At 66.2% G+C, this 22,533-nt stretch carries 19 protein-coding genes; 12 read left to right on the forward strand and 7 right to left on the reverse strand.

All coding sequences use genetic code 11. From position 1 onward, the window contains the following. Positions 1–55 precede the first annotated feature (55 nt). From ACZ1JC_RS06165 to yaaA, 6 genes are all read left to right on the forward strand, one after another. Positions 56–2,077: an acyltransferase family protein gene (locus tag ACZ1JC_RS06165; protein WP_465138811.1), complete on the forward strand. Its 2,022-nt coding sequence runs from the start codon at positions 56–58 to the stop codon at positions 2,075–2,077. Continuing rightward, complete coding sequence (locus ACZ1JC_RS06170) at positions 2,074–3,666, forward strand: GMC oxidoreductase (protein WP_465138810.1); 1,593 nt, start codon at positions 2,074–2,076, stop codon at positions 3,664–3,666. The genes ACZ1JC_RS06165 and ACZ1JC_RS06170 overlap by 4 nt, the downstream gene beginning before the upstream one ends. After that, positions 3,663–4,433: an SDR family oxidoreductase gene (locus ACZ1JC_RS06175; RefSeq protein ID WP_465138809.1), complete on the forward strand. Its 771-nt coding sequence runs from the start codon at positions 3,663–3,665 to the stop codon at positions 4,431–4,433. Before ACZ1JC_RS06170 ends, ACZ1JC_RS06175 begins: the two co-directional genes overlap by 4 nt. Positions 4,434–4,537: 104 nt before the next feature. Then, entirely contained in the window at positions 4,538–5,920 is a 1,383-nt protein-coding gene (locus ACZ1JC_RS06180; protein ID WP_465138808.1) for an FAD-containing oxidoreductase, read from the forward strand. Positions 5,921–6,788: 868 nt separating this feature from the next. Continuing rightward, a complete protein-coding gene (locus ACZ1JC_RS06185) occupies positions 6,789–7,118 on the forward strand; it encodes a DUF1905 domain-containing protein (protein WP_465138807.1) in 330 nt (109 codons plus the stop codon). A 71-nt stretch (positions 7,119–7,189) separates the two neighbouring features. Beyond that, a complete protein-coding gene (yaaA, locus tag ACZ1JC_RS06190) occupies positions 7,190–7,942 on the forward strand; it encodes a peroxide stress protein YaaA (protein WP_465138806.1) in 753 nt (250 codons plus the stop codon). Between the two features lie 13 nt (positions 7,943–7,955). Here the strand turns inward: yaaA and ACZ1JC_RS06195 are convergent, their stop codons facing one another. Beyond that, positions 7,956–8,957 (reverse strand): GSU2403 family nucleotidyltransferase fold protein, encoded by a 1,002-nt coding sequence (locus ACZ1JC_RS06195; protein WP_465138805.1) that lies wholly within the window; start codon positions 8,955–8,957, stop codon positions 7,956–7,958. A 161-nt stretch (positions 8,958–9,118) separates the two neighbouring features. Between ACZ1JC_RS06195 and ACZ1JC_RS06200 the strand changes: the two genes are divergently transcribed. From ACZ1JC_RS06200 to ACZ1JC_RS06215, 4 genes are read left to right on the forward strand one after another with little or no spacing between them, the layout of a single operon-like run. Next, entirely contained in the window at positions 9,119–10,507 is a 1,389-nt protein-coding gene (locus ACZ1JC_RS06200) for a long-chain-fatty-acid--protein ligase (RefSeq protein WP_465138804.1), read from the forward strand. Beyond that, the gene (locus tag ACZ1JC_RS06205; protein ID WP_465138803.1) at positions 10,507–11,979 is read left to right on the forward strand and encodes an acyl-CoA reductase; all 1,473 of its coding nucleotides are present in this window, start codon (positions 10,507–10,509) and stop codon (positions 11,977–11,979) included. Before ACZ1JC_RS06200 ends, ACZ1JC_RS06205 begins: the two co-directional genes overlap by 1 nt. Before the next feature lie 23 nt (positions 11,980–12,002). After that, positions 12,003–12,926, forward strand: a complete 924-nt coding sequence (locus ACZ1JC_RS06210; RefSeq protein ID WP_465138802.1) for a LysR family transcriptional regulator — start codon at positions 12,003–12,005, stop codon at positions 12,924–12,926. Positions 12,927–12,946: 20 nt separating this feature from the next. Next, entirely contained in the window at positions 12,947–13,693 is a 747-nt protein-coding gene (locus tag ACZ1JC_RS06215) for an SDR family NAD(P)-dependent oxidoreductase (RefSeq protein WP_465138801.1), read from the forward strand. A 113-nt stretch (positions 13,694–13,806) separates the two neighbouring features. Here the strand turns inward: ACZ1JC_RS06215 and ACZ1JC_RS06220 are convergent, their stop codons facing one another. Continuing rightward, a complete protein-coding gene (locus ACZ1JC_RS06220) occupies positions 13,807–14,811 on the reverse strand; it encodes a cupin-like domain-containing protein (protein WP_465169048.1) in 1,005 nt (334 codons plus the stop codon). Between the two features lie 157 nt (positions 14,812–14,968). On the opposite strand from ACZ1JC_RS06220, the gene ACZ1JC_RS06225 reads away from it, so the two are divergent. Then, the gene (locus ACZ1JC_RS06225) at positions 14,969–15,577 is read left to right on the forward strand and encodes a TetR/AcrR family transcriptional regulator (RefSeq protein WP_465138799.1); all 609 of its coding nucleotides are present in this window, start codon (positions 14,969–14,971) and stop codon (positions 15,575–15,577) included. Between the two features lie 41 nt (positions 15,578–15,618). Here the strand turns inward: ACZ1JC_RS06225 and egtD are convergent, their stop codons facing one another. Both egtD and egtB read right to left on the reverse strand, forming a co-directional pair. Continuing rightward, positions 15,619–16,563 (reverse strand): L-histidine N(alpha)-methyltransferase, encoded by a 945-nt coding sequence (gene egtD / locus ACZ1JC_RS06230; protein ID WP_465138798.1) that lies wholly within the window; start codon positions 16,561–16,563, stop codon positions 15,619–15,621. A 100-nt stretch (positions 16,564–16,663) separates the two neighbouring features. Beyond that, the gene (gene egtB / locus ACZ1JC_RS06235; protein ID WP_465138797.1) at positions 16,664–17,998 is read right to left on the reverse strand and encodes an ergothioneine biosynthesis protein EgtB; all 1,335 of its coding nucleotides are present in this window, start codon (positions 17,996–17,998) and stop codon (positions 16,664–16,666) included. Positions 17,999–18,411: 413 nt separating this feature from the next. Here egtB and ACZ1JC_RS06240 point away from each other — a divergent pair, with 413 nt between their 5' ends. Further along, entirely contained in the window at positions 18,412–18,885 is a 474-nt protein-coding gene (locus ACZ1JC_RS06240) for a hypothetical protein (protein ID WP_465138796.1), read from the forward strand. A 187-nt stretch (positions 18,886–19,072) separates the two neighbouring features. On the opposite strand, the gene ACZ1JC_RS06245 is transcribed toward ACZ1JC_RS06240, so the two are convergent. The 3 genes from ACZ1JC_RS06245 to ACZ1JC_RS06255 are packed head-to-tail and all read right to left on the reverse strand — an operon-like array spanning position 19,073 to position 22,520. After that, positions 19,073–20,002, reverse strand: a complete 930-nt coding sequence (locus ACZ1JC_RS06245) for an ornithine cyclodeaminase family protein (RefSeq protein WP_465138795.1) — start codon at positions 20,000–20,002, stop codon at positions 19,073–19,075. Between the two features lie 17 nt (positions 20,003–20,019). Beyond that, positions 20,020–21,153, reverse strand: a complete 1,134-nt coding sequence (locus ACZ1JC_RS06250; protein WP_465138794.1) for a dipeptidase — start codon at positions 21,151–21,153, stop codon at positions 20,020–20,022. Positions 21,154–21,158: 5 nt separating this feature from the next. Beyond that, entirely contained in the window at positions 21,159–22,520 is a 1,362-nt protein-coding gene (locus tag ACZ1JC_RS06255; protein WP_465138793.1) for an amidohydrolase family protein, read from the reverse strand. Between the last annotated feature and the right edge of the window lie 13 nt (positions 22,521–22,533).

A 22,533-nucleotide genomic window follows, 5' to 3' on the forward strand; every position in this document is an offset into this window, starting at 1 on the left:
GGACGGCGCGGCGGCGAGCGGGCGGCATCTTGCCTATCGCCGGGAAATCGACGGGATGCGCGCGATCGCCGTGCTGGCCGTGGTGCTTTTCCACTTTTCCGTGCCGGGCCTTCGGGGCGGGTTCGTCGGCGTCGATGTGTTCTTCGTGATCTCCGGCTATCTGATCGGCGGCCTGCTGGTGGACGAACTGGCGCAGAGCGGCAGGATCGACCTTGTCGCCTTCTACATGCGCCGCATCCGCCGGTTGGCGCCCGCCTTCTTCGCAATGGCCTTCTGCTGCTGGATCGTCGGCTGGTTCGTGCTGCTGCCCTTCGAATACCGCAATTTCGGAAAGGAACTGATCGCGTCGAGCGTCTGGGCCTCCAACGTGTTGTTCTACCGCGAGGCGGGATACTTCGACATCGGCGCGGAGAACCGCGTGCTGCTGCACACATGGTCGCTCTCCGTGGAGGAGCAGTTCTATGTGTTCCTGCCGCTGTGCCTGATGCTGGTGGCGGCGCTGCGCCGGAACGGCGGGGCGATCGCCGTCTGTGTCGGCCTGCTGTGGGCCCTGTCGTTGGCCGCTTGCGTGCTGCTGACGCCGGCGCATCCCACGGCCACGTTCTATCTCTTTCCCTACCGCGCCTGGGAGCTTTTGTCGGGCGTGCTGGTGGCCTTGGCGCTCCGGCATCCGGGGCTGAAGCTGCGCGCGCGCCTCACCCCGGCGCTGGCTCTTTCGCTGTCCGGGGCGGGGCTGGCGCTGGTGCTGGTTTCGATTGCGGTGGTTCGCAGCGCCGGTTTTCCGGGGTGGCAGGCCGTGCTCCCGGTCGTGGGAACTTGCGCCCTGCTTGTCGGAACGGGGGGTGAGGGCCGCAACCGGGTCGCCGCGGTGCTGGCCAACCCGGCGTTGGCGTTCATCGGGGTGATTTCCTATTCGCTCTATCTCTGGCACTGGCCGGTGCTGATCCTGTCCCGCTATTGGCGCGACGGCTATCGATCGCCCGGCGAAAGCGCGGCGTGGCTGGCGCTGGTCTTCGCCCTCTCGGTGCTCAGCTGGCGTTTCGTCGAGCAACCGTTCCGGCGCGGGCCGCATCCCCGCCCGGTGAAGCTGCTGGGCGGAATGGCGCTGGCGGGCGGGTTGGCCGTGGCGCTGGGCTTCGTGATCTGGAGCGGCAATGGCCTGACCGACCGGTTCAGCCCCGATACGCGCGTGCACATAACGGCATCGAGCGGGTTCCTTCAGGATACCAGCCGCTGCAGCCAGTCGGCCGAGGGGCCGCTTGCCGGCATCACCACGTGCGCCATCGGGCCGGAAGGGCCGCCGCAAGTGCTGATCTGGGGAGACAGCCACTTGCGCGCGCAGATGGACGGGCTGGCGCTGGCCGCGCGCGAGGCGAAAAGCCCCGGCGTGATCATCTGGCATGCGGGATGTCCGCCGCTGTTCGGCGTCGCCAAGCAGGAAAGCGCCGCAACGCCCGACGAAGACCGCGCCTGCCTGACCGACAATCTGCGCATCCGCGACGCCTTGCGGCATTTTCCTTCGGTCAAGCGGCTGCTGCTGGTGGGCCGCTGGAGCTATTACGCCGACGGGATCGGCGTGGGGCGCGATGCCAACAACGTGATCCGGCTCTCACCCGTCGACGGTTCCGGTTTGCCGCAGGGTGGGGGTGAGGCGCAGGGCGCGCTATTCGGGGCGGCGCTGCGCATGACCATCAGCGAACTGGCGCGGGACGGCTATCAGGTTTTCCTGCTGCGGCAGGTTCCCGAGCTGCCCTACTACAGCAGCCCCATCGTCGCGCGGGAAATGGCGCATGGGCGGCTCACCGCCGAACAGGCACGCCGGCTTGCCACGGTGTCGCTGCCCGATGCGCTGGCGCGCCAGCGTCTGGCCGAGGATGCGATCGATCCGCTGGTGGCGGCGGGCAGCGTGCGCCTGATCGATCCCTGGCCGCGCCTCTGCGCCGCGCAGTGCAGCGGGATGCAGCGGGGCGTCTCGCTCTATTTCGACAACAACCACATGACGTACGCCGGCGCGGTGGCATTGCGGGACCTGTTCCTGCCGTTCCTGTCGGGCGATCGGGCAGGGAAGCGCACATGATCGACGATCTTGTCCAGCGGCACTGGGACGTCATCGTCATCGGCACCGGCGTCGGCGGCGGCACGGTGGGCAGGCGGCTGGCGGAGCGCGGCCTCTCGGTCCTGTTTCTGGAAAAGGGGCGCGCGGGCCACCGGCGTGAGGAGAACGCGCTGTCCGGCGCGGAAATTTCCGATCCGGTGGCGCGGCTGACCCGCGGCGCCTGGCCCGATCCGATCCGCGTGCGGATGGGCGACACGCCGGGCGAGCGGGAACACTCCTTCCATCCGCCGATCGGCGCCGGGGTGGGCGGGTCTTCGGTGTTCTATGCGGCGACTTTGGAACGGCCCGAACCGCATGACCTGGACCACAGCGCGGAGCGGCCGCACCCGACGCAGGGCTGGCCGGTCAGCTTTGCAGAGATGCTGCCGTGGTACGATCAGGCGCAGGCGCTGTTCTCGGTCTCGGGGGAGGCCGATCCGCTGGCCCGCCATCCCAGCCCGGCGCTGCGGGCCGGGCCCGCCATCGCGGCAGGCGATGTGCGGATCATGGACCGGATGCGCCATGCGGGCCTGCATCCCTACCAGCTTCACAGCGCCGTGCGCGGGGGGGAGGGCTGCGGCAACTGCCTTGGCCGGAAATGCCCGCGCGTGTGCAAGATGGACGGGCGCTCCGCCGGGGTCGAACCCGCGCTGGCCACGGGACGCGCCGCCCTTGTCGATCGCTGCGACGTGACCGCCCTTAATACCGAAGACGATGCGGTGCGGATCGTCGAGGCACGCCGCGAAGGCGCGGTCCTGCGCTTTTCCGCAGACCGGGTGGTTCTGGCGGCAGGGGCGCTTTCTTCCCCCCGCCTGTTGCTCAATTCGCGCGGCGAGCGATGGCAGGACGGGCTTGGCAACCGCGCCGGGCAAGTGGGGCGCAACCTGATGTTCCACCTGAACGAGATGTTTGCGCTCTGGCCCCGGCGCGCGGAGCGATATGCCGAAGCGGCCAAGTCGGTCGGCTATCGCGATCTCTATTTCGTGGCGGGCGAGCGTTTCGGCATGGTTCAGGCCATGGGCCTCAACGCCGGAGAGGGGGAGATCCTGCACTACTTGCGCCAGCGCCTCGCCCGGTCCGCCTTGCGCCGGGTGCCCGGCGCCGACCAGCTCGTCCGCATTCCCGCCGCGATCACGGCGCGCGCGCTGGGGCAGGCGAAAGTCTTCGTCGGGCTGATGGAGGACATGCCCTATGCGGAAAACCGCGTGCACCGCGATCCCGAACGCCCCGACGACATCGTCATCGACTATCGCTTCACACCCGAACTGCACCGCCGCCGCCAGCAGTTCCGGCGGCTGATCCGCACCAGCCACAAGGGGCAGCGCATGGCGTTTCTGACGCACCAGCCGGAACTCAATTTCGGGCACCCCTGCGGCACCTTGCGCATGGGACGCGATCCCGCGACCAGCGTTGTGGACCGGGACTGCCGGGTCCACGGCATGCGCAATCTGTGGGTGGCGGATGCCTCTTTCATGCCCACCTCGATGGGGGTGAACCCCAGCCTGACAATCGCCGCCAACGCGCTGCGCGTGGCCGATGGCATGGTGGCACGAGTGGGGGTGGCGGCATGAGCACATCGGAATTGGCCGTCGTGACCGGCGCGGGACGCGGGCTTGGCCGCGCGCTGACGCTCAGGCTGCTGGCCGGGGGGCATGATGTCGTCGGCCTTGGTCCCTGCGCGCAGAGCCTGGGCGAAACCGGCGCGCTTGCGGCCGGACCGGGCCGCTATCATCCGATCGCCTGCGACGTTGCCGATATCGACGCGCTGCGGCGGACGTTCGCCGCGATCCGCGATCTGGGCGCGATCGCGATCCTGATCAACAATGCCGCCGTCTATCCCCGCCGCGACTTTCTGGACGAGAGCATAGAGAGCTTCCAGCACACCCTGGCCGTCAATTTCGGCGGCATGGCGGCCTGCTGCCGCCTCGCGCTGGATGACATGGTGACGCGCGGCAGCGGCAGGATCATCAACGTCACCTCTTTCGCCGATATCGCGCCGCTGCCGGCCAGCAGTGCCTATTCGGTATCCAAAGGCGCATCGCGGCTGCTGACGCGCGCGCTGGTGGCCGATCTGGCCGATCGTTTCCCCGGCATCGTGATCAGCGACTGGGCCCCCGGCGCGCTGCGGACGCGAATGGGCATCGTCGACGGCCTCCTGCCCGAAGTGGCGGCGCAATGGGGGGTGGAACTGGCCCTTTCGCGCGATGCCTCGTTCAACGGCACTTTGTGGGAGCGCGACATGGAAATGCTGCCGCCGCAGTCGCTCAAACGCCGCCTGTTCAATCGCCTGACCCTGCGGCCTCCTGCGCGGCCGAGGCGGCTGGCCAGCGCGGCCTGATCGGGAGAGCAGGACAGGGCCAGCGTTCTGACCTTGGCCGATCCCGTTGTCGTGGTAAGAAGGCTTGTGCAGTCATCATCAGGCAGTCATCATCATGGGCCGGCATGACCGAACGCTATGACGCCATCATCGTGGGTGCCGGTCAGGCGGGGCCGGCGCTCGCGGGTCGCCTGACCCAGGCCGGCATGACCGTTGCCCTTGTCGAGCGGCGGGATGTCGGCGGCACCTGCGTCAACACGGGTTGCAAGCCCACCAAGACGATGGTTGCCAGCGCCTATGCAGCGCACCTTGCCCGCCGGGGCGCTGAGCTTGGCGTGAACACCGGGGCCGTATCCGTAGACATGGCACGGGTTGCCGAGCGGGCACGCAAGGTGATCCTGGATTCGCGCCATGGCAACGAGCGCTGGATCGCGGGGATGCCGGGCCTCACTCTCATTCGCGGACATGCACGGTTCGAAGGGCCGGGCGTGATCGGGGTAGAGGACCGGTTGCTTTCGGCGCCCCGGATATTTCTCAATGTCGGCGGCCGCCCGGCGATCCCTGACCTTCCCGGCGTCCACGACGTGCCGTTCCTGACGAACGCGGACCTTATCGGCATGGACAGCCTGCCCGCGCATCTTGTGGTCGTCGGCGGTAGCTACATCGGTCTTGAATTCGCGCAGATGTTCCGGCGGTTCGGCAGCGAAGTGACGATCGTGGAAATGGGCCCCCGCCTGATCGCCCGCGAGGACGAGGATGTCTCGGAGGAAATCCGCAGGATCCTCGAAGCCGAAGGCATCGCGGTGCGCACATCGGCAACCTGCATCAGCCTCGCCCGCGATGCCGGCGGCGTTTCGGTGGCCGTGGACTGCAGTCAGGGTGCGCCGACAGTCCTTGGCAGCCATGTGCTGCTGGCGACCGGAAGACGGCCCAATACCGACGATCTGGGGCTGGACAAGGCAGGCATCGCCACCGACGGGCGCGGCTATATCGTGGTGGACGATGGGCTCGCCACCAGCGCGGAAGGCGTCTGGGCGCTGGGCGACTGCAACGGGAAAGGGGCATTTACCCACACGGCCTGGAATGATTACGAGATCGTCGCGGCCAACCTGCTGGACGGCGGAAGCCGGCGCGTGAGCGACCGCATTTTGGGCTATGCCCTCTATATCGATCCGCCGCTTGGGCGGGTGGGGATGACGGAGACGCAGGCCCGCGCCAGCGGCAGGCCGCTGCTCGTTTCCCGGCGCGCGATGGCGAATGTCGGCCGCGCGGTGGAGAAAGCCGAGACTCTCGGCTTCATGAAAATGGTGGCCGACGCCGATACCCGCGAAATTCTGGGATCCGCCATTCTCGGAACCAGCGGGGACGAGGCCATCAGCGGCGTGCTGGACATGATGAACGCCGGCGCCACGATCGACACGCTGCAATGGGCGGTGCCGATCCATCCGACGGTTTCCGAACTGCTTCCGACATTGGCGGGCGATCTGGAGCCGGCGAAAGGTGGCTGAGCGGTGGTGGTTGAGGAACGGGCGAGTTGGCCTGACGGGCGGCGGTTGTGGGGGGCGGACCATGTTCAGGCTTGCCGGGTTTTAACTCCGCCCCGCTCAGGCTGAGCTTGTCGAAGCCCACCCGCAACGTCAGACTTCCCGACGGCCGGTTTCGGATTAAAATCGTGTAATTTCGCAATTCTGGTTCAAGAAACCGGACAAGCTTGTCCTTGTTATCGGGGATGCGGATAAGTGGACATCGAATACGCCGACGCGGGCTGCCTTTTGGTTTTCGCGATCGAAAGCCTCAAAACATCCGGAAATTCGCTGAGTTCAAGAGCATCATCATTCTCACGAAAACCTGTGAGCAATTTTGAAATGTCTTAATCATATTCACCGATGACATGCTGACGATTGATGTCAGGGGGTGGGGTTGATGGCATTATTTTTTGTGATACTATTGATTTTAAAGACATTGTGGTATGTGTTTCTCGTATCAATGGCTTCAAAGATAGTCTCTGCTATATTTTTCAGGGGGCGCGGGTCTTTGGAGAAGGTTGATCGGTCGATATTTATTTGTGCGTTGTTGTGGATTTTTTACCAATTTTTCCATCATATTCGTTTCATCAATCATGACTGGAAGGGATTTTTCCTAGGATTATTCTTTGGTTCTATATTGTCTCTGATTCCGTTTTTTCTTGCTTGGTTGCTGTTGCGGAGTTTGGCCAAGAAGGAAGCAGACGTTTAACCGTCTGCAGTGGCCGATGGCGATCCCAGCTTTCGCTGGGATGACGGGGCGCCGGAATGACGGGGCGCGGGGATGACGACAGCATTTTCTCCAGCCTAGGCCCGACTGTCGCCCGGATCGGAATTGCGATAGGGTGCCCCCATGCAATCCGGCAACGCACCGATCGCGCACATCGCCTTTGTTGGTGCGGTGATCGAATGGCGCGGTCCGGCTCCGTTCTTTTTCGTTGCCGTGCCGGACGATCGGGTGGGTGAGATGCGCTATGCGGCCCGGATCGCGAGTTATGGCTGGGGCGTGGTGCCGGTTCGCGCGGTCGTGAACGGCAGCGCCTTCACGACATCGCTGTTTCCCCGCAATGACGGCTATCTGCTGCCGCTGAAGGCCGCCGTCAGAAAGGCCGGCGCGATCGGGCTGGGCGACCAGGTGACGGTTGAAATCCAGGTGATCGCAAAAGCCGGGTTCGAAGGGTAGAGGTCGCACAACGCCGGAAGAATGGCGGCCGAGGTTTGACGCATAAGCCCGGTCTGGCTACCGCCTGCGCCATGATCGTTCTGCTTTCTCCCGCCAAGACCCTGGACTTCGAACGTACGCTGCCGGAACTGGCCGCCACGACGCCGCATTTCACCACCGAAGCGCGCGATCTCGCCAAATCGGCCGCGAACCTTTCGCAAAAGCGATTGGCGGAACTGATGCGCATCTCGCCGCGTCTGGCAAAGCTCAATGCAGACCGCTTCCGCGATTTCGCCGACCTGCCGGAGCGGCAGGCGCTCTACGCCTTCGCGGGCGACGTCTACACGGGTTTCGAGGTGGATACGCTGGATGAGCCGGCGGTCGCCTTTGCGCAGGACCATGTGCGCATCCTGTCCGGCCTTTACGGCTTGCTCCGCCCGATGGATGCGATCCGGCCCTATCGGCTGGAAATGGGCACCCGCTGGGCGCCGCGCCACAAGAAGCTGACCGACTGGTGGGGCGACCGCATTGCCGCGCTGCTGCGGCAGGAGGTTGCGGACGAGGGATCGGGCGTCGTGCTCAATCTGGCCAGCCAGGAATATTTCGCCGCGGTCGAAGACAGGCTGAAGGGCCTGCGCGTCATCCAAGTCGATTTCCGCGAGCCCGGCCCCAACGGCCCGCGCTTCGTGAGCTTCAATGCGAAGAAGGCGCGCGGCATGATGGCGCGGTGGATGTGTGAGCATCACATCACCGATGCGGACGCGATGCGCGGGTTCGACAGCGACGGTTATCGCTTCGATCCGGAAGAGAGCGACGCCGACAATTGGCGCTTCACGCGGGCCTGACCTGCGTTTCGCTTTACCAGGCCGCCGGGGACGGGGTGCCGCCGCTATCTTCCCATTCCCGGTAGTGGGGCATCAGTTCGTCCGGGATCGACGCGGCAAAGCTTTCGTCCAGCGGATAGTGCGGCATCGCTTCCGCCACCGCGTCCAGCAGGGCCAGCCCCTGCACGCGGTCCTTCGGGCGCTTGAGCGGATTACGCTTGGCCTGCGCGGCCATCCATAGCTTGTGCAGCGCGAACCAGCGGGGATCGGGGGCGACGATGCGCGCGGGCGAACCGTCGCGGCAGCCGATCACCTGATCGACCGGGCGGCCCAGCAGCAGCCATTCCTGTTCGGGCAGCGGCACCGGGCGCGGCTGGTCCCGCCCGCCCAGCGTTGCCGCGCGCGAGGGGGCGACCAGCAGTTCCACTTCGTAGGCGCGGGCGTTTCGGGCCTGAAAGTCACGCTCCGCATTGACGGTGAAGGTGGAATCGACCGCCTTCAGCATGTCCCACACGCGGCGTTCGTTCTCCTCGGCCGCCTGCGCGACCCAGGCGAGGTCGAAGTCCTCGGTCTCGTCGGGCAGGTCGATCCTGCCGTTCGCCTCGATCATGTAGGCGGCGATGGCATTCGTGCCGACCACCAGCAGGTGCGATCCCAGCAGGTCGCGCCGGTCGCATTCGCGCAGGATCGGTCCGGCATCGGCAGAGAGCAGCGGCAGGCGCAGCGCGCGGTAGAGCGCCGCCGCCTCCGCCAGCGCCGGGCGCAGCGTGCGCACACGCTCCTTCAGCGCGGTTTTTTCGGCGTGGTAGCTGCTGAACTGCGCTTCCAGTTCGGGCGTCATCGCGCCCAGGCTCTTGCCGTTTCCGCCCCGGTCAAAGATGCGGTAGAGATATTCGCGCCCGCTCACCGTCTTGCGCCGCAAGTCGTAGGGCAGGGCGGCAAGATCGCGCTCCGCCGCGATCCATGTCTCGTAGCGCTGGCGCAAGTTGACCAGCAGGCGGGATTGCTCGTCGGAAAAGGGGCGAACGCGCGGCATGGCGGCGTTTATCCCACGATTTTGCTAAATCGTCAATTTGTGGGATAAATGGGCCCGAGCCATTCGAAAATCCTCTGGCTGCCAGAATGCCTTTGCCCGTTCCGGCAGAGCCTTCGCCCGCATAGGCTCTCCGGCAAGAACACCGGGAAGAGGATTTGCCAATGTCGATCAGCCTGCTGCCGGACAATCCGGCATCATGGACCTATCGCCGGTTCGAGGATCTTTTCGCAATCCCGCGTGAGGCGCGCGAGGCGCTGCAACTGGAAGCCGTCCGCATCAATTTCGCCAAGTTGCGGAACCGCATCCCGGCGCTGAAGAAGCTGGCGGACCGGCAGGGCGTGGAAGCGATCGACCGGATCGAGGATGTGCTGCCGGTCTGCTTCGACCACCGGGTGCTGAAGAACTATCCGATCCAGATCATCGAGAACCGCGATTTCGCGAAGCTGACCGGCTGGCTGGACAAGCTGACCGCGCACGATCTCACCCGCGTGGATCTGACCGGTGTGACCACCATCGAACAGTGGCTGGCGCGGCTGGAAGCCTATGGCATGCTGGTGACTTATTCCAGCGGGACGACCGGCAAGCTGTCCTTCGTGCCGCGTTCCTATGACGAGCTTGGGCCGTGGAAGTACCACTTCTTCAGCGTCAACCGCGCGTCCAGCGGCGTCGATGCCTGGACCACCAAGCTGCCGACGTTCTTCCCCGGCTATCGCGGCGGCTATCAGACGATGCTGAAGATGATGAGCCTGTTCAATGTGGAGATGGCCGGCGGCGAGGCGAACTATCACACGCTCTACGACACCCACATTCCCGCCGACCTGATGGCGCTTTCGGGGCGCCTTCACGCGGCCGAGGACCGGGGCGAGGTGATGAGCCTGGGCCTCGATCCCGCGCTGCTGCACCAGCGCGAGGCGATGCTGCGGCAGGGCCGCACGCGCGAGGCGGATATGGAGGCGTGGTTCGGCAAGCTGATCCATGACTTCCGCGGCCAGCGCGTGAAGATCGGCGGCACCTTCGCGGACCTCTACCGCGTGGCCAAGGCGGGGCTGGACAAGGGGCTGACCTGCCAGTTCGCGCCGGGCTCCATCGTCGAGGGCGGCGGCGGCATGAAGGGCTACAAGGATGCGCCCGCCGATTGGGAGGATCAGGTGAAGGCCTTCTTCGGCGTCGATCGGCTGGGCAACCAGTACGGCTTTTCCGAATGCATCGGCAATGCGCCGATGTGTTCGCACGGCTATTTCCACTTCCTGCCTTATACCGTGCCGCTGCTGATGGATGGCGAGGGGCAGGCGCTGCCGCGCGAGGGGGTACAGAAGGGACGGCTGACGCTGGTCGATCCGATCCCGACATCCTACTGGGGCGGCTTTACTTCGGGAGACGAAGTGACGATGCACTGGGACGACGATTGCCCCTGCGGCTGGGGCGGACCGCGCGCCGCCAAGACCATCCGCCGCTTTGCCGAGAACGAGGGCGGCGACGACAAGATCACCTGCGCCGGATCGCAGGCGGCCTACAACGAATTCATGGAATTCGTGGCGGGAGAGGCGTGATGGTTCTCGACATTCCGATCATCGCGCGCGGCCGGGTATTGATGCCGGGCGAGGATGCAGTGCTGTTCAAGGGGCGCGGCGGCGCCGATTTCCGGCAGGCCGATCCGCACCGGCACATCCACGATCTTGTCCTGGGCGATACCGCGCGGCTGCGCGATCTGCACGATACGCCGATGCGGGAGATTATCGACCTGCTGGCCGAACTGGGCACACGCTTGCGGCTGGACGACAACGAACTGCTTCAGGAAAGCTTTGCGCTGGCGCTCTCGGCAGGCGGGCTGGCGGAGCCGATCCTGCGCGGCGTTTATGACGCGCTGCCGGCGATGTTCGAACCCGCGATGATGACGGGGCTGGTGGAAAAGACCATCGGCATCGACCATCTCGACGGGTGGGTCGCCGGGCAGGGCGCCTACGACAACACCAGCATCCGCGCCGTGGGCACGCGGCAGCTCCACATCACGGCGGGCAATGTGCCGGTGGTGGCGGCGATGACGGTGGCGCGCGCGGGGCTGACCAAGTCCGACATCCTGATCAAGTCCCCCTCCAACGATCCGCTTACCGCCAATGCCATCGCCCGGACGCTGATCGGCCTGGCGCCCGATCATCCGGTGACGAAGCATATCGCCGTCGCCTACTGGAAGGGCGGAGACGAATTCATGGACTCGCAGATCGTCCGCACCAGCCGCATCGACAAGATCACCGCCTGGGGCGGGATGAGTTCGGTGCGCCACATCCAGAAGTTCCTCCAGCCGGGCATCGACCTGACCGCGCTCAATCCCAAATATTCGATGTCGATGGTGGGGCGCGAGACGTTCGAGAGCGACGCGGCGATGGACGAGGCGGCGGTGGGGCTGGCGACTTTGGCCGGCTTCTACAACCAGACCGCCTGCGCCAACACCCGCATCGTCTATGTGGAAAGCGATTGCGATGAGGACTCGCTGGACAAGGTGATCGATCTTGGCCGCCGGATGCTGGCCGCCTACGACCGGCTGCCGCCGCTGCTCTCGGTGCCCTTCGCCGCGCCCAACCGCGAACTGGAAGCGGAACTGGCTGCCGTTTCGCTGGAGGACGATTTCTACCATGTGGAGGGCGATACGCTGAAGGGCGGCTTCGTGGTCTCGAAGTTCAACGACCGCGTGGAATTCTACGACAAGCTGGCCAACCGCGTGGTCAACTTCGTGCCGGTGGACGATCTGACGGACGTGCTGAAATGGTGTGATGACACCACGCAGACCGTGGGCATCTATCCCGAGAGTATCCGCGCGCGTCTGCTCGATCTCTTCGCGCTGGCGGGGGTGCAGCGGCTGGTCTCGCTGTCCGGCGGCGATCCGATGACGGTCTATGCCAATGCCCATCACATGCCGCCCGGATCCCCGCATGACGGGATAGAGCCGATGCGCCGTTCGGTGCGCTGGGTGGTGGACATGCGGCCCGCGCACGATGGTGTGGCGCTGGGGCTGGCGGCGGAATAGCATCGGCAAGGCATGGACACCGCATGGACACCGCCCACCTCAAGGCCTTCCTGAAGATTGCCGACAGTGCCTCGATCAGCCGCGCGGCGGAATCGCTGGGCATTGCGCAGCCCTCGCTCAGCCAGCAATTGCTGCGGCTGGAGGACGAGATCGGCTTTTCCCTGTTCGAGCGTACCGCGCGCGGCGTGACCCTGACCGAGGCGGGCCATGTCTTCCGCGAACGCGCGCGGCAGATCCTGCTGGCGACCGAGCAGGCGGTGGCCGATGCCCGCCACTTGCGCAACGATGCGCGCGGGCAAGTGGTCTTCGCCATGCCGCCCTCGCTGGCGCGGGCGATCGGCGCGCGCTTGATCGAGGAACTGGCGCAGCAGGCGCCCTCCGTCCGGCTGCGTCTGGTGGAGGCCTATTCGGGTGCGGTGCGCGGCTGGCTGGAGACCGAGAAGATCGACCTTGGCGTGCTCTACGAAGTGCATCCGCTGCGCCATCTGACCACCCGCACGCTGGCGAGCGAGGAACTGGTGCTGGCGGGGCCGCCGGGGCGCTTTGGCGCGGGCGCGGAGGTCGATCTTGCCGCGCTGCCGGCGGAGCCGCTCGCCCTGCCCGGCGCTCAGCATGGCCTGCGCCAACTGCTTGAGCGCGAGGCTGTGCGGCTGGGTGTCTCGCTGCAGACCGCGTACGAGATCGACTCGCTGGACACGACCGTGATGCTGGCCGCGCGCGGGGCGGCGCTGACGGTGCTGCCGCTGTCCGTTGCGGTGGCGGCAGGGGATCGGATCAGCACGGCACGTATCGGCGATCCGCCGCTGCGGCGGACGCTGGCGCTGGCCCGCAATCCCTCCCACGTGCTGACCCATGCCTCGATCATGGTGGAGAGCCTGCTGTGCCGCGTGATGGCGGCCTGCGCGGCGGAGGGGCTGTGGCGGGCCGAAGTCACCGCCGAACGCTAAACAGACAAAGGGAGAGAGCGATGAGTGACGGCGTTCTGGCCGGCAAAGTGGCGCTGGTGACGGGTGCGGGGCGGGGCATCGGCCGGGCCATCGCGCTGCGGCTGGCGCAAGACGGCGCCCGGCTGGCGGTCCACTACAGCGGCAGCGAGCAGGGCGCGGAAGAGACGGCGCAGGCGATCCGCGAAGCCGGGGGAGAGGCGATCACGGCCCGTGCCGACATTGCGCGGCGCGATGAGGTGAAGGCGCTGTTTATTGCCATCGATCGGGCGTTCGGCCGGCTGGACGTGGTGGTCAACAGCGCCGGTGTCAGCGGCGGCGGGTCGCTGGCGGAACTGGACGAGACGCAGCTGGAATGGATGCTGGGCGTCAACGTGCGCGGGCCGCTCTATGTCGCGTCCGAAGCGGCGGTGCGGCTGGGCGAGGGCGGGCGGATCGTCAATCTCGCTTCCAGTCTGGGCGAATTTCCGATGGCGGGATCGGGCATCTATTCGGCCACCAAGGTCGCGCTGAAGAGCATGACCGAAAGCTGGGCGAAGGAACTGGGGCGCAAGGGCGTGACGGTGAACACCGTGATCCCCGGCGCCACCGCGCCCGGCATGATGGACAAGGCGCCGGACGCCACGCGCGCCTTTTTCGAGAATGCCTCTCCCTTCGGCCGGATCGGCACGGCAGGGGAGATTGCCGAAGTCGTCGCCTTTCTGGCCAGCCCGCAGGCCAGCTGGGTTTCCGGCGCGCATATTCTGGCGAACGGGGCGGCGAATACTTAGCGGGGCCGGACGGCGTCTCAGACTCCGTTTGAAAATCCGCCGAGGGCGGATTTTGCGGCACCGGCCCGCTCCCCCATCCAAAATGCTCGCAGGAGCATTTTTCAAAGAGCCCTTCAGAAATCGCCGGTATTGCCGAAGAAGGCGTTGAGGAACGCCTTGCGCTCGGCGGACGGTGGGCCGGCGAAGCCGCGGATGTGTTCGGGCAGGTGGTCCGCCATCCTGTCCGCTTCCCCATCGAAGACGAAGCGGTCGAACCAGTGCCGCCATGCCGCGCGGTGCTCCGGCGGAAGGTCGCGCAGCGCGGCGATCGTCTGGAACAGCGCCCGCATGCCCGATCGCGCGCCTTCGGGCGCCCACCAGTAGTTGACCATCACGTTGACGCTCTCCAGCGCGGTGATGCTGTGCCACCAGATCGCGGGGATATAGATCACGTCTCCCGGGCCCAGTTCGGCCACTTGCGCGTGTTCAAGCGCGTCGGCAAAGCGGGGGTATGTCTCCAGATCGGGATCGTTCAGGTCCACCATGCTCACCGGTGGGCCGGCGATGGTGAAGTGGAGCGGGCCGAGGTAGAGATTGTCCAGCTGTTCGGGCGGGAACAGCACGAACTTGCGCCGCCCGGCCACCACGGCGGCGACGTTGGATGTCTCGTCCATATGCGTCGTCACATGGGTGCGGTTGCCGATCCACAGGCGCGGTTCGGCATGGGGTACGTCGATCGGCGGCCGGTGCGTCTCGTTCCATTGCCGCAAGTAATCCCCCGCGAGCACGCCGCCGACATAGGCGCTGTCCGCATCGGCATTGCCGCTGACGCGGATCAGGTGGCGCAGGAAGCCGGTCAATTGGCCCTTGCGCACCTGGAAATTGTGGCCGGTGATCCCCTCGTTGTAGAAGAACCGGCCCTTTTCCTCACGCGGGCCGATCATCACGGCCAGCTCGCGGCCGTTGTCCATGGCTTCCAGCAGGTCTGCCAGTGCGTCGGACGACTGGCGCGCCTTCTGGACGATGGGCCAATCCTGCATCTGGCCCCGGATCACGACGGGTTGGTAGCTGGCCTCTATCCGGGCGCGGAATGCCTCGACCGGGATCGGTCCCTGAATTTCTGCCACCGCGCGCAACATCGCTCTCCCGAACCAGGCAGGCTGTCCGTCCGCCGGCTTTGGCGCGGGGGATCGGAATCACCTTTCGATTGCGCGATCTAGCCCAGCCGGGCGTCTGCGTCACGCAGCGAGCCGTTTATAATTAGACGCTGTTAAATTGGCGCGGTATAGCGCCGCAATGGGCAGACGATCCGACCATAGCCGCGCCGAACTGGAAGCGCTGATTCTCGACGCCGGGCAGCAGTTGATGGAGGAAGTGGGCTTTGCCCGCTTTTCCGCGCGCGAAGTGGCCAAGCGAATCGGCTATTCGGTGGGCACGGTGATGCACGTGTTCGGCAGCGTGGACGGGCTGGTGCTGGAGATCAACACGCGCACCTTCATCCTCTGGGCCGAATGGCTGGAAAGCCGGCTGGAGGGCGCCGAGGGTAGCGCCCGGATCCGGGCATTGGTGGAAGGGTACTTCGGCTTCGCCTCGCAGCGGCGCAACTTGTGGTCGGCGATCTACGAACATCGCTTGCCCGAAGGCATGGCCATGCCCGAGGATTTCGCACGGCGGCGCAGCGGGTTGATGGCGGTGGTGGAGCGCGAAGTGGCGGCGATCCTGCCGAATGCCCACCACGCCGAGGCGCCGCGCCTCTCCCGCTCGCTGGTGGCGACCGTCCACGGGCATTGCAGTTTCGCGCTGGGCGGCAGCTTCGCGCTGATGGGCGAGACGCAGCCGTTTGACCTTGCCATGGCGCGCGTGCTGGAAACCCTGCGTGCGCATGGGGCTGCGCTGCCGGGGTGAGGACGCTGTTCGCGGAAGCGAATGGCCCTTTCAATCGGACATCACGGCCCGAACGGATCGGGCATGGCTTCGGCAAGGATCAGCGAGAAATCGCCCGCCTCGTCGGTCCAGTGACGCAGCTCGCCCCAGCCGGCCGATTGCAGCAGCAGGCGCATCTGGCCGGGATCGTACTTGTGGCAGTTTTCCGTGTGGATGGTCTCACGCTCCGCCATCCTGAAACGCTCGCCCGCCACGTCGAACGCGACGTCCCGCAGGGCCTCCAGATGCATTTCGATCCGCGTCCATGCGGGATTCCAGTGCGCACGATGGCGGAACGCGCCGACCGGGATGGTCCCTTCCAGCTCACGGTTGATCCGGTGCAGCAGGTTCAGGTTGAACCTTGCGGTGATTCCCCGCCTGTCGTCATAGGCGGCCAGCAGGCGGTCCACCGGCTTTATCGCGTCGATGCCGATCAGCAGCAGGCTGCCGGAACCCAGGCTTTCGCGCATCGTGCGCAGCAGGTCGATCGCGGCCGATGGCACCAGATTGCCGATCGTGGAGCCCGGGAAAAAGCCCAGCACCGGGCCGGGTGCGCGGCGATCGGGCAGGTCGATCGGGTTCATGAAGTTCGCTTCCACCGGCATGATCGCGATGCCCGGATAGTCGCGCGCCAGCGCCTGCGAAGCCTCGATCAGGAACTCTCCGCAGATCTCCACCGGAACGTAAGTGGCGCGCGGCATGGCATCCAGCAGGATGCGCGTCTTGATCGAACTGCCCGATCCGAACTCCACGATCATCGGCTCCGCGCCCAGCAGGCCGGCCACTTGCCCGGCGCAAGTGTGCAGCAGCGCGGTTTCGGTGCGGGTGGGATAGTATTCTGGAAGATGGGTAATCTCCTCGAACAGGCGGGACCCTTCCAGATCGTAGAACCAGCGTGCGGGGATCGTCTTGCGCGATTGCGAAAGCCCGGTCAGCACATCCGCCCGGAACGCCGGATCATAGGGCACGGCGGGGGTTTCGCACGGAGTCGGGGCCGGGGCCGAACTCGGGGCTGGAGGGGCCGCAATCGTATCTGCCATTTCCGTTTCGAAGGTTCCGCGGTGCATGTCAGAGGCTCCTCGCAAGGCGCAGGCCGGTGAACTGCCAGCGCTGGTGGGGATGGAAGAAATTGCGGTACGATGCGCGCAAATGCCCACGCGGCGTGGCGCAGCTGCCGCCTTTCAGCACGAACTGGCCGGACATGAACTTGCCGTTGTATTCGCCCACCGCCCCCGGTGCGGTCTGGTAGCCGGGCCAGGGACGATAGGCGGAGCCGGTCCATTCCCAGACGTCGCCGAACAGCGCGGCGAAACCGTCGCTTTCGCTTTCAACTGCGGCGCGCGGCATGGCCGGGACGGCGCGGTCCAGTTGGTTGCCGTGATGAGGGTTGCGGCCCTGCGCGGCGGCTTCCCATTCCTGTTCGGTGGGCAGGCGGCACCCCGCCCAGGCAGCGAAGGCATCCGCTTCATAGAACGAGACATGGCAGACCGGATCGTCGGGCCGCACCGGCCGCCAGCCGGCGAGGGTGAAGTGCTCCCACTCCCCGTCGCTTTCGCGCCAGTAGAGCGGTGCGGCCACGGCTTCGCGGCGGACCCAGTCCAGCCCGTCCGACAGCCAGAGCGAGGGCGCGGAATAGCCGCCGTCGCGCATGAATTCGATCCACTCGCCATTGGTGACCGTGCGGTTGGCCAAGGCGTGGGGAGCCAGCCAGGTGGCATGCCGGGGCAATTCGTTGTCGAACGCGAAGCCGTGGCCTTCGTGGCCGGCATCGACCCTGCCCTCTCGCCCGACTATCCAGCGGAGCGGCGGGGCAACCTGGCCGGCTTCGGCCTCCGGCATCCGATAGGCCGGCCCCAGCGGATTGGCCGCGAACAGATGCTTGATGTCCGTCAGCAGCAATTCCTGATGCTGCTGTTCGTGCTGGATGCCCAATTCCACCAGATCGCCGTGCGTCTGTTCCAGCGCGGGAAGGGCGGCCAGCAAGGCCGCATCCACATGGCGGCGATAGTCGATCACCTCTGCCAGCGTGGGGCGCGTCAGCAGTCCGCGATCGGCGCGGGCCACGCGCGCGCCTTCGGCCTCGTAATAGCTGTTGAACAGGAACGGCCAGCGCGCGTCATGCAGGCGGTAGCCGGGAACATGGTCGCGCAGCAGGAAGGTTTCGAAAAACCATGTCGTATGCGCAAGGTGCCACTTGGCGGGGGAGGCATCGGGCATGGACTGCACCGCGGCGTCCGCCTCGTTCAGCGTTTCCACCAATTGCAGCGACAAGGCGCGAGTGGCGCGGAAGCGCGCGGCAATTGGGGCAATGACAGGAGGCTGGAGTTGGCCCGCTAGAGGGCCGGGAAAGGATGACGCTGCGGTAAATCGTTCAGGCTTGGACCGGTTGGGCAGGCTTTCCATGAATGGCTCCCCTTCGCTGGCGCGAGGAACGCTACGCGAGGAATATGGCGGGAAAGTGTGCCCTGTTCAGCTTTTGCCTGTTCAGCTTTCGGGCGCACCTTCAGAAAGCCAAACAGACCGAGGGCGGATGTGTTCCGCGCCCCTTCCGCATTTGCACGCAGGTTTATGCCGTGTCGTCTCAATTGCTGCCCGTTCGGGCCGATTCCGGCCCCAGCCCGGTAGCCGTGGTGCCACTTATGTCACTTTACCAGAGGCGCTGGGTAAAGTGACATAGATGGAAAAAGCGCCGGAAAATCGTGCGTCGGTGCAGATTGTGGATTCCCTTGGATTCGCGTCTGTGCTTGATTCGTTCCATGTTGGAACTCCCGCTCAGCCGCCCGCCCGTTGAACGCGGGTTAGACATGCCGGGGATCATGCGTGCGATCGCCGATCACTCGGCCCGGCCCCGCTATACCTTCATGGTGCTGGATCTGATCGCGCGGGTCGCCGGCAGGGGCGGCGCGGCCGGGCCGCTGGTGCGCGATGGGGAGCAACTGGTGCCGATCCGCGAATGGCTGTCCGCCGCCATCGCCCCCAGCGCGGCACGCCACCACTACCGCAAGGCAACCATCGAGGCGGTGCGCAGCGACCTGGCGAAGCGCGGCCTGCTGCCGCAGGATCCCGAGGAAGCCGCGCATCTCGTTGAAATGGAAGTGGCGGACCGGGTGCGGATTTCCGGGATGACGGCCGTGAGCCGCGCGGTATCCGAACTGGTGCGGGCCGGACTGGTGAGGCGCCATTACCAGGGTTACCGCGTCGACCACCATAACCGCGGCGCCCAGCGCCACGCGGTCTACACCGTCTCCGCCCCCGTATTGGCGGCGCTGGCGCGCGGGCAGATGGGCTGATCGGCCTTATGGGGAGAGGGGACACTCTTACCCCGTCATCCCAGCGAAAGCTGGGATCGCTCTCTCAGTTGCGTGAGGCCGAGAACGGTCCCAGCTTTCGCTGGGATGACGGGGGGATGTAACGTCCTCAACGACGGTGACTGCCGCCGGTTTCAGGCTGAAATCCTCGCGTGGTCAGGCGGGGTTTTCAGCCCGCCAGAAAACCGGCGCAGGCGAGATCCTGCACGATCGAGCCGAGCGACTTGTAGACGGTGACTTGCTCGGGCGATTGCCGTCCTTCGTCCAGACCGGCGAGAATCCGGCCAATTTCCGGGCCGACATCGTCTTCGTGCGCGATGCCCAGCACCAGCGCGCGCAAGTATTCCGCGCCTTGCGCCAGCACCCCGTCGCGATGATCGGGGATGAAGCGGGCGCGGCGCACCAACACGGGATCGATCTCCACCGGGCCGGCGCGGCTCGATCCCACGGCGTTGACGTGGACGCCGTCGGCCACTTGTTCGGACATCAGGATCGGCTCGTCGGCGGCGCTGACCGCGCAGATAACGTCCGCGCCTTCCACCGCCTTGTCGACGCTGGGCGCGGCGTGCGCCTTGATTCCGAAATCGCGTTCGATGCGCTCGGCCATGGCCTGCGCCTTGGCCTCGCTGCGCCCCCAGACGGCGATCTGCGCGAACGGACGGACATGGCGCAGCGCGGCGGCGTGGTGCCACGCCTGTTCGCCGGTGCCGAGGATCGCCAGCCGCGTCGCATCGGGTCGGGCGAGGGCATCGGTGGCGACGGCGGTGGCGCAGCCGGTGCGGATTGCGGTGACTTCGCCCGCCTCGATCACCGCAGCCGGCGCGCCGGTCTCCGGATCGAAGGTGACGATCACGCCTTGATGGGAGCGGCCCTGCGCGGCCATCGCGGGAAAGACGCTGACGATCTTGGCGCCGAAACTCGCGCCCGCCAGCGATCCCGGCATGACGCCGAAGGCATTGCCCTGATCCAGATCGATGATCCCGCGCAGCAATTGCTTGCTGCCCCCGGTGGAAAGCGCGATCATTGCCTGGCGCACCAGATCGGTCCCGGTGCGATGGTCCAGCCGGCGGGCGACTTCCTCGGCGTCGATCAGCCGCATGTCAGGCTCCTTCGTCTTCAGGCCCAGATCGTTTCCGCGTAACGCAGGAAGTTCTGGCCCATGATCTTGTCGATCCGTGCCTGCGAATAGCCCTTGGCCTTCAGCAGCCCGGCCAGTTTGCGGAACTGGTCCGGCCCGCGCAAGTCGACGACGAAGGGATAGGTATCCGGACGCTCACCGGCGGCGCTGATCCCGGCGGCGCGGCGGGCGGCGATTTCCTTGGCCAAGGTGGCCTGATAGGCTTTCAGATCGTCGATCTGCGTGACCGTGCCATCGGTGCCGATGCCCACGTGGTCTTCCCCGCATAGGTTCACGGCATAGTCGATGTGGCGCACCACATCCTCGGCACTGGCATGGCCCGAAGCATTGAGGAAGGGCATGAAATACATGCCGATGAAGCCGCCCTTTTCCGCCACCAGCCGCAGTTCGGCATCGGTCTTGTTGCGCGGCAGATCGGTAACGCCGCGGCAGCCGGTGTGGTTGATCGAGATAGGCGCCTTGGAGACGCGCGCCGCTTCAAGGCAGGTCTGCTCGCCGCTGTGCGACAGGTCCACCATGACCTTTGCGGCATTGAGCCGCTCCACCACTTCGCGGCCGAACGGCGTCAGGCCGCGGTTTTCCGGCGCCATCGAGCCGTCGCCCAGCTGGTTCGCCGGGTTGTAGGTCAGCTGGATCACCTTCACGCCCATATTGGCGAAGATGTCCACGCGAGAGGCGTCGTTGCCCATCATCGCGGCGTTCTGGAAGCCGTAGATCACGCCCAGTTTGCCTTCCGCCTTGGCCCGGCGGATGTCGGCGGCGGTGTGGATCTTCAGCAGGCGATCGGGATGGGCGCGCATCGCCGCGTCGGTTTCCGCCACCGAGCGCACGCTGAATTCGAACGGGTCCTGCGGCCCTGAAACGTACCCCAGCGTGACATTGACGGCCGTAAGCCCCGATGCGCGCGCCTCTTCGAGCACGCGGGGGGTGAACAGCACGGCGTCGGCGCCTTCGGGGCCGTTGGGGTCGCCCAGACCGCCGAGTGCGTTGATGACGATGCTGTTGGCCAGCGGGTCGCCGCCGCTTACGGCTGCCGCCATCGCGCGCGGGGCTAGCGCCGCACCAGTCATCATCGCACCACTTGCGATCAGTCCGCGCCGATCAATCTTCATCGCCCTCATTCCTCGTCCGCCCCCATTTCTTCGACCGTTACCGGCTTGTAGTCCGCGCGGGCGAAAGCCTTGCCGCGCTTCACCGTCATCGCGATGCTGCGCACATTGTCGATATCCTTCAGCGGATCGGCCGCCAGCACCACGAAGTTCGCCAGCTTCCCCGCCTCGACCGATCCGGTGTCCTTCGCCTGCCCGGCCGCGCGCGCGCCGACCAGCGTGGCGGAATGGATCACCTCCAGCGGCGGCATGCCCACGTCATGCGCCAGGAAATCGAGTTCGTCGTAAAGCGCTGGCCAGGGGCTGGTCACGTCCGCCTCGAAATCGGTGCCTGCGGAGACCGGAACGCCGACCTTCCACGCCTGCCGCACCAGTCGCGCGGTGGTCGTGCCGGTGCAGCGCAGCGGGCGGGTTTCCGGCTTTTCCTTGCGCAGCTTGTCATAGCGCACGAACAGCCCGCCGGTGGCATCGACGATCGTGCCCTTGGCCAGCATCGCCTTGTAGAGCCCGGCGATCACCGGATCGTCGCCCTTCTTGGCCAGCAGGCTTTCATTGACCGGGGTGTGATCCTCGTAGGAGGCGAGCATGACCGGCTCGACCTGATAGGCAAGATAGCAGGCGTGGCTGACCACATCGACGCCGGCGGCGATCACGTCCGCCGGGCGGGTGGGGAATACCGCGCTGTGGGCCCAGACCATCAGCCCCTGCCGGTGCGCCTCCGCCGTCAGCGCGGAAATCAGGTTGGCGGGCAGATCCGCGTAGATCTTTATCGCGGTGGCCCCGGTGCCGCGCGCCAGGGTGATGGCGGTGGGAATGTCGGTCTTGTCGTCGATCGCCTGTGCCCAGGGCGCGGTGCCGGCCTTGTAGCCCATGCTGACGGCGTTGACGCGCGGATCGCCGAAGAACGGCGGCCCGGCCATCACCGCGGCGGAATAGATGTCCGGCCCCGGAATCTCGCCCACCAGCGATGCGCGGGCCAGTTCGCTGACCGATCGCAAGTCGTCCGCCATGTCGCGCACCGAGGTGACGCCGCCATAGACCATGCGGCGCAATTCGCCCTGCGCGCGGGCAGGATTGGGCGGGGTGGCCATGTGGACATGCGTGTCGATCAGGCCGGGGATCACCCAGCGCCCGGCGAGGTCGACGCTGCGCGCCTGCCCGGCCGCAAGCGTGCCGTGCGGGCCGACCGCAAGGATCCGCTCGCCCTCTACAAGGATGTCCTGATGCGCACGGGCCGGTGCGCCGGTGCCGTCGATCACCGTGGCGTCGGCATAGAGCACGCGCTGCGGTTCGGCGGCATGGGCGCCGGCGGTGAACAGGGATGTGGCGAATCCGGCGAGGAGCGCGGCTTTACGGAATCTTGCGACCATGCGCGGTGGCTAA

Source organism: Sphingomonas sp. BL-S-28 (assembly GCF_055521515.1).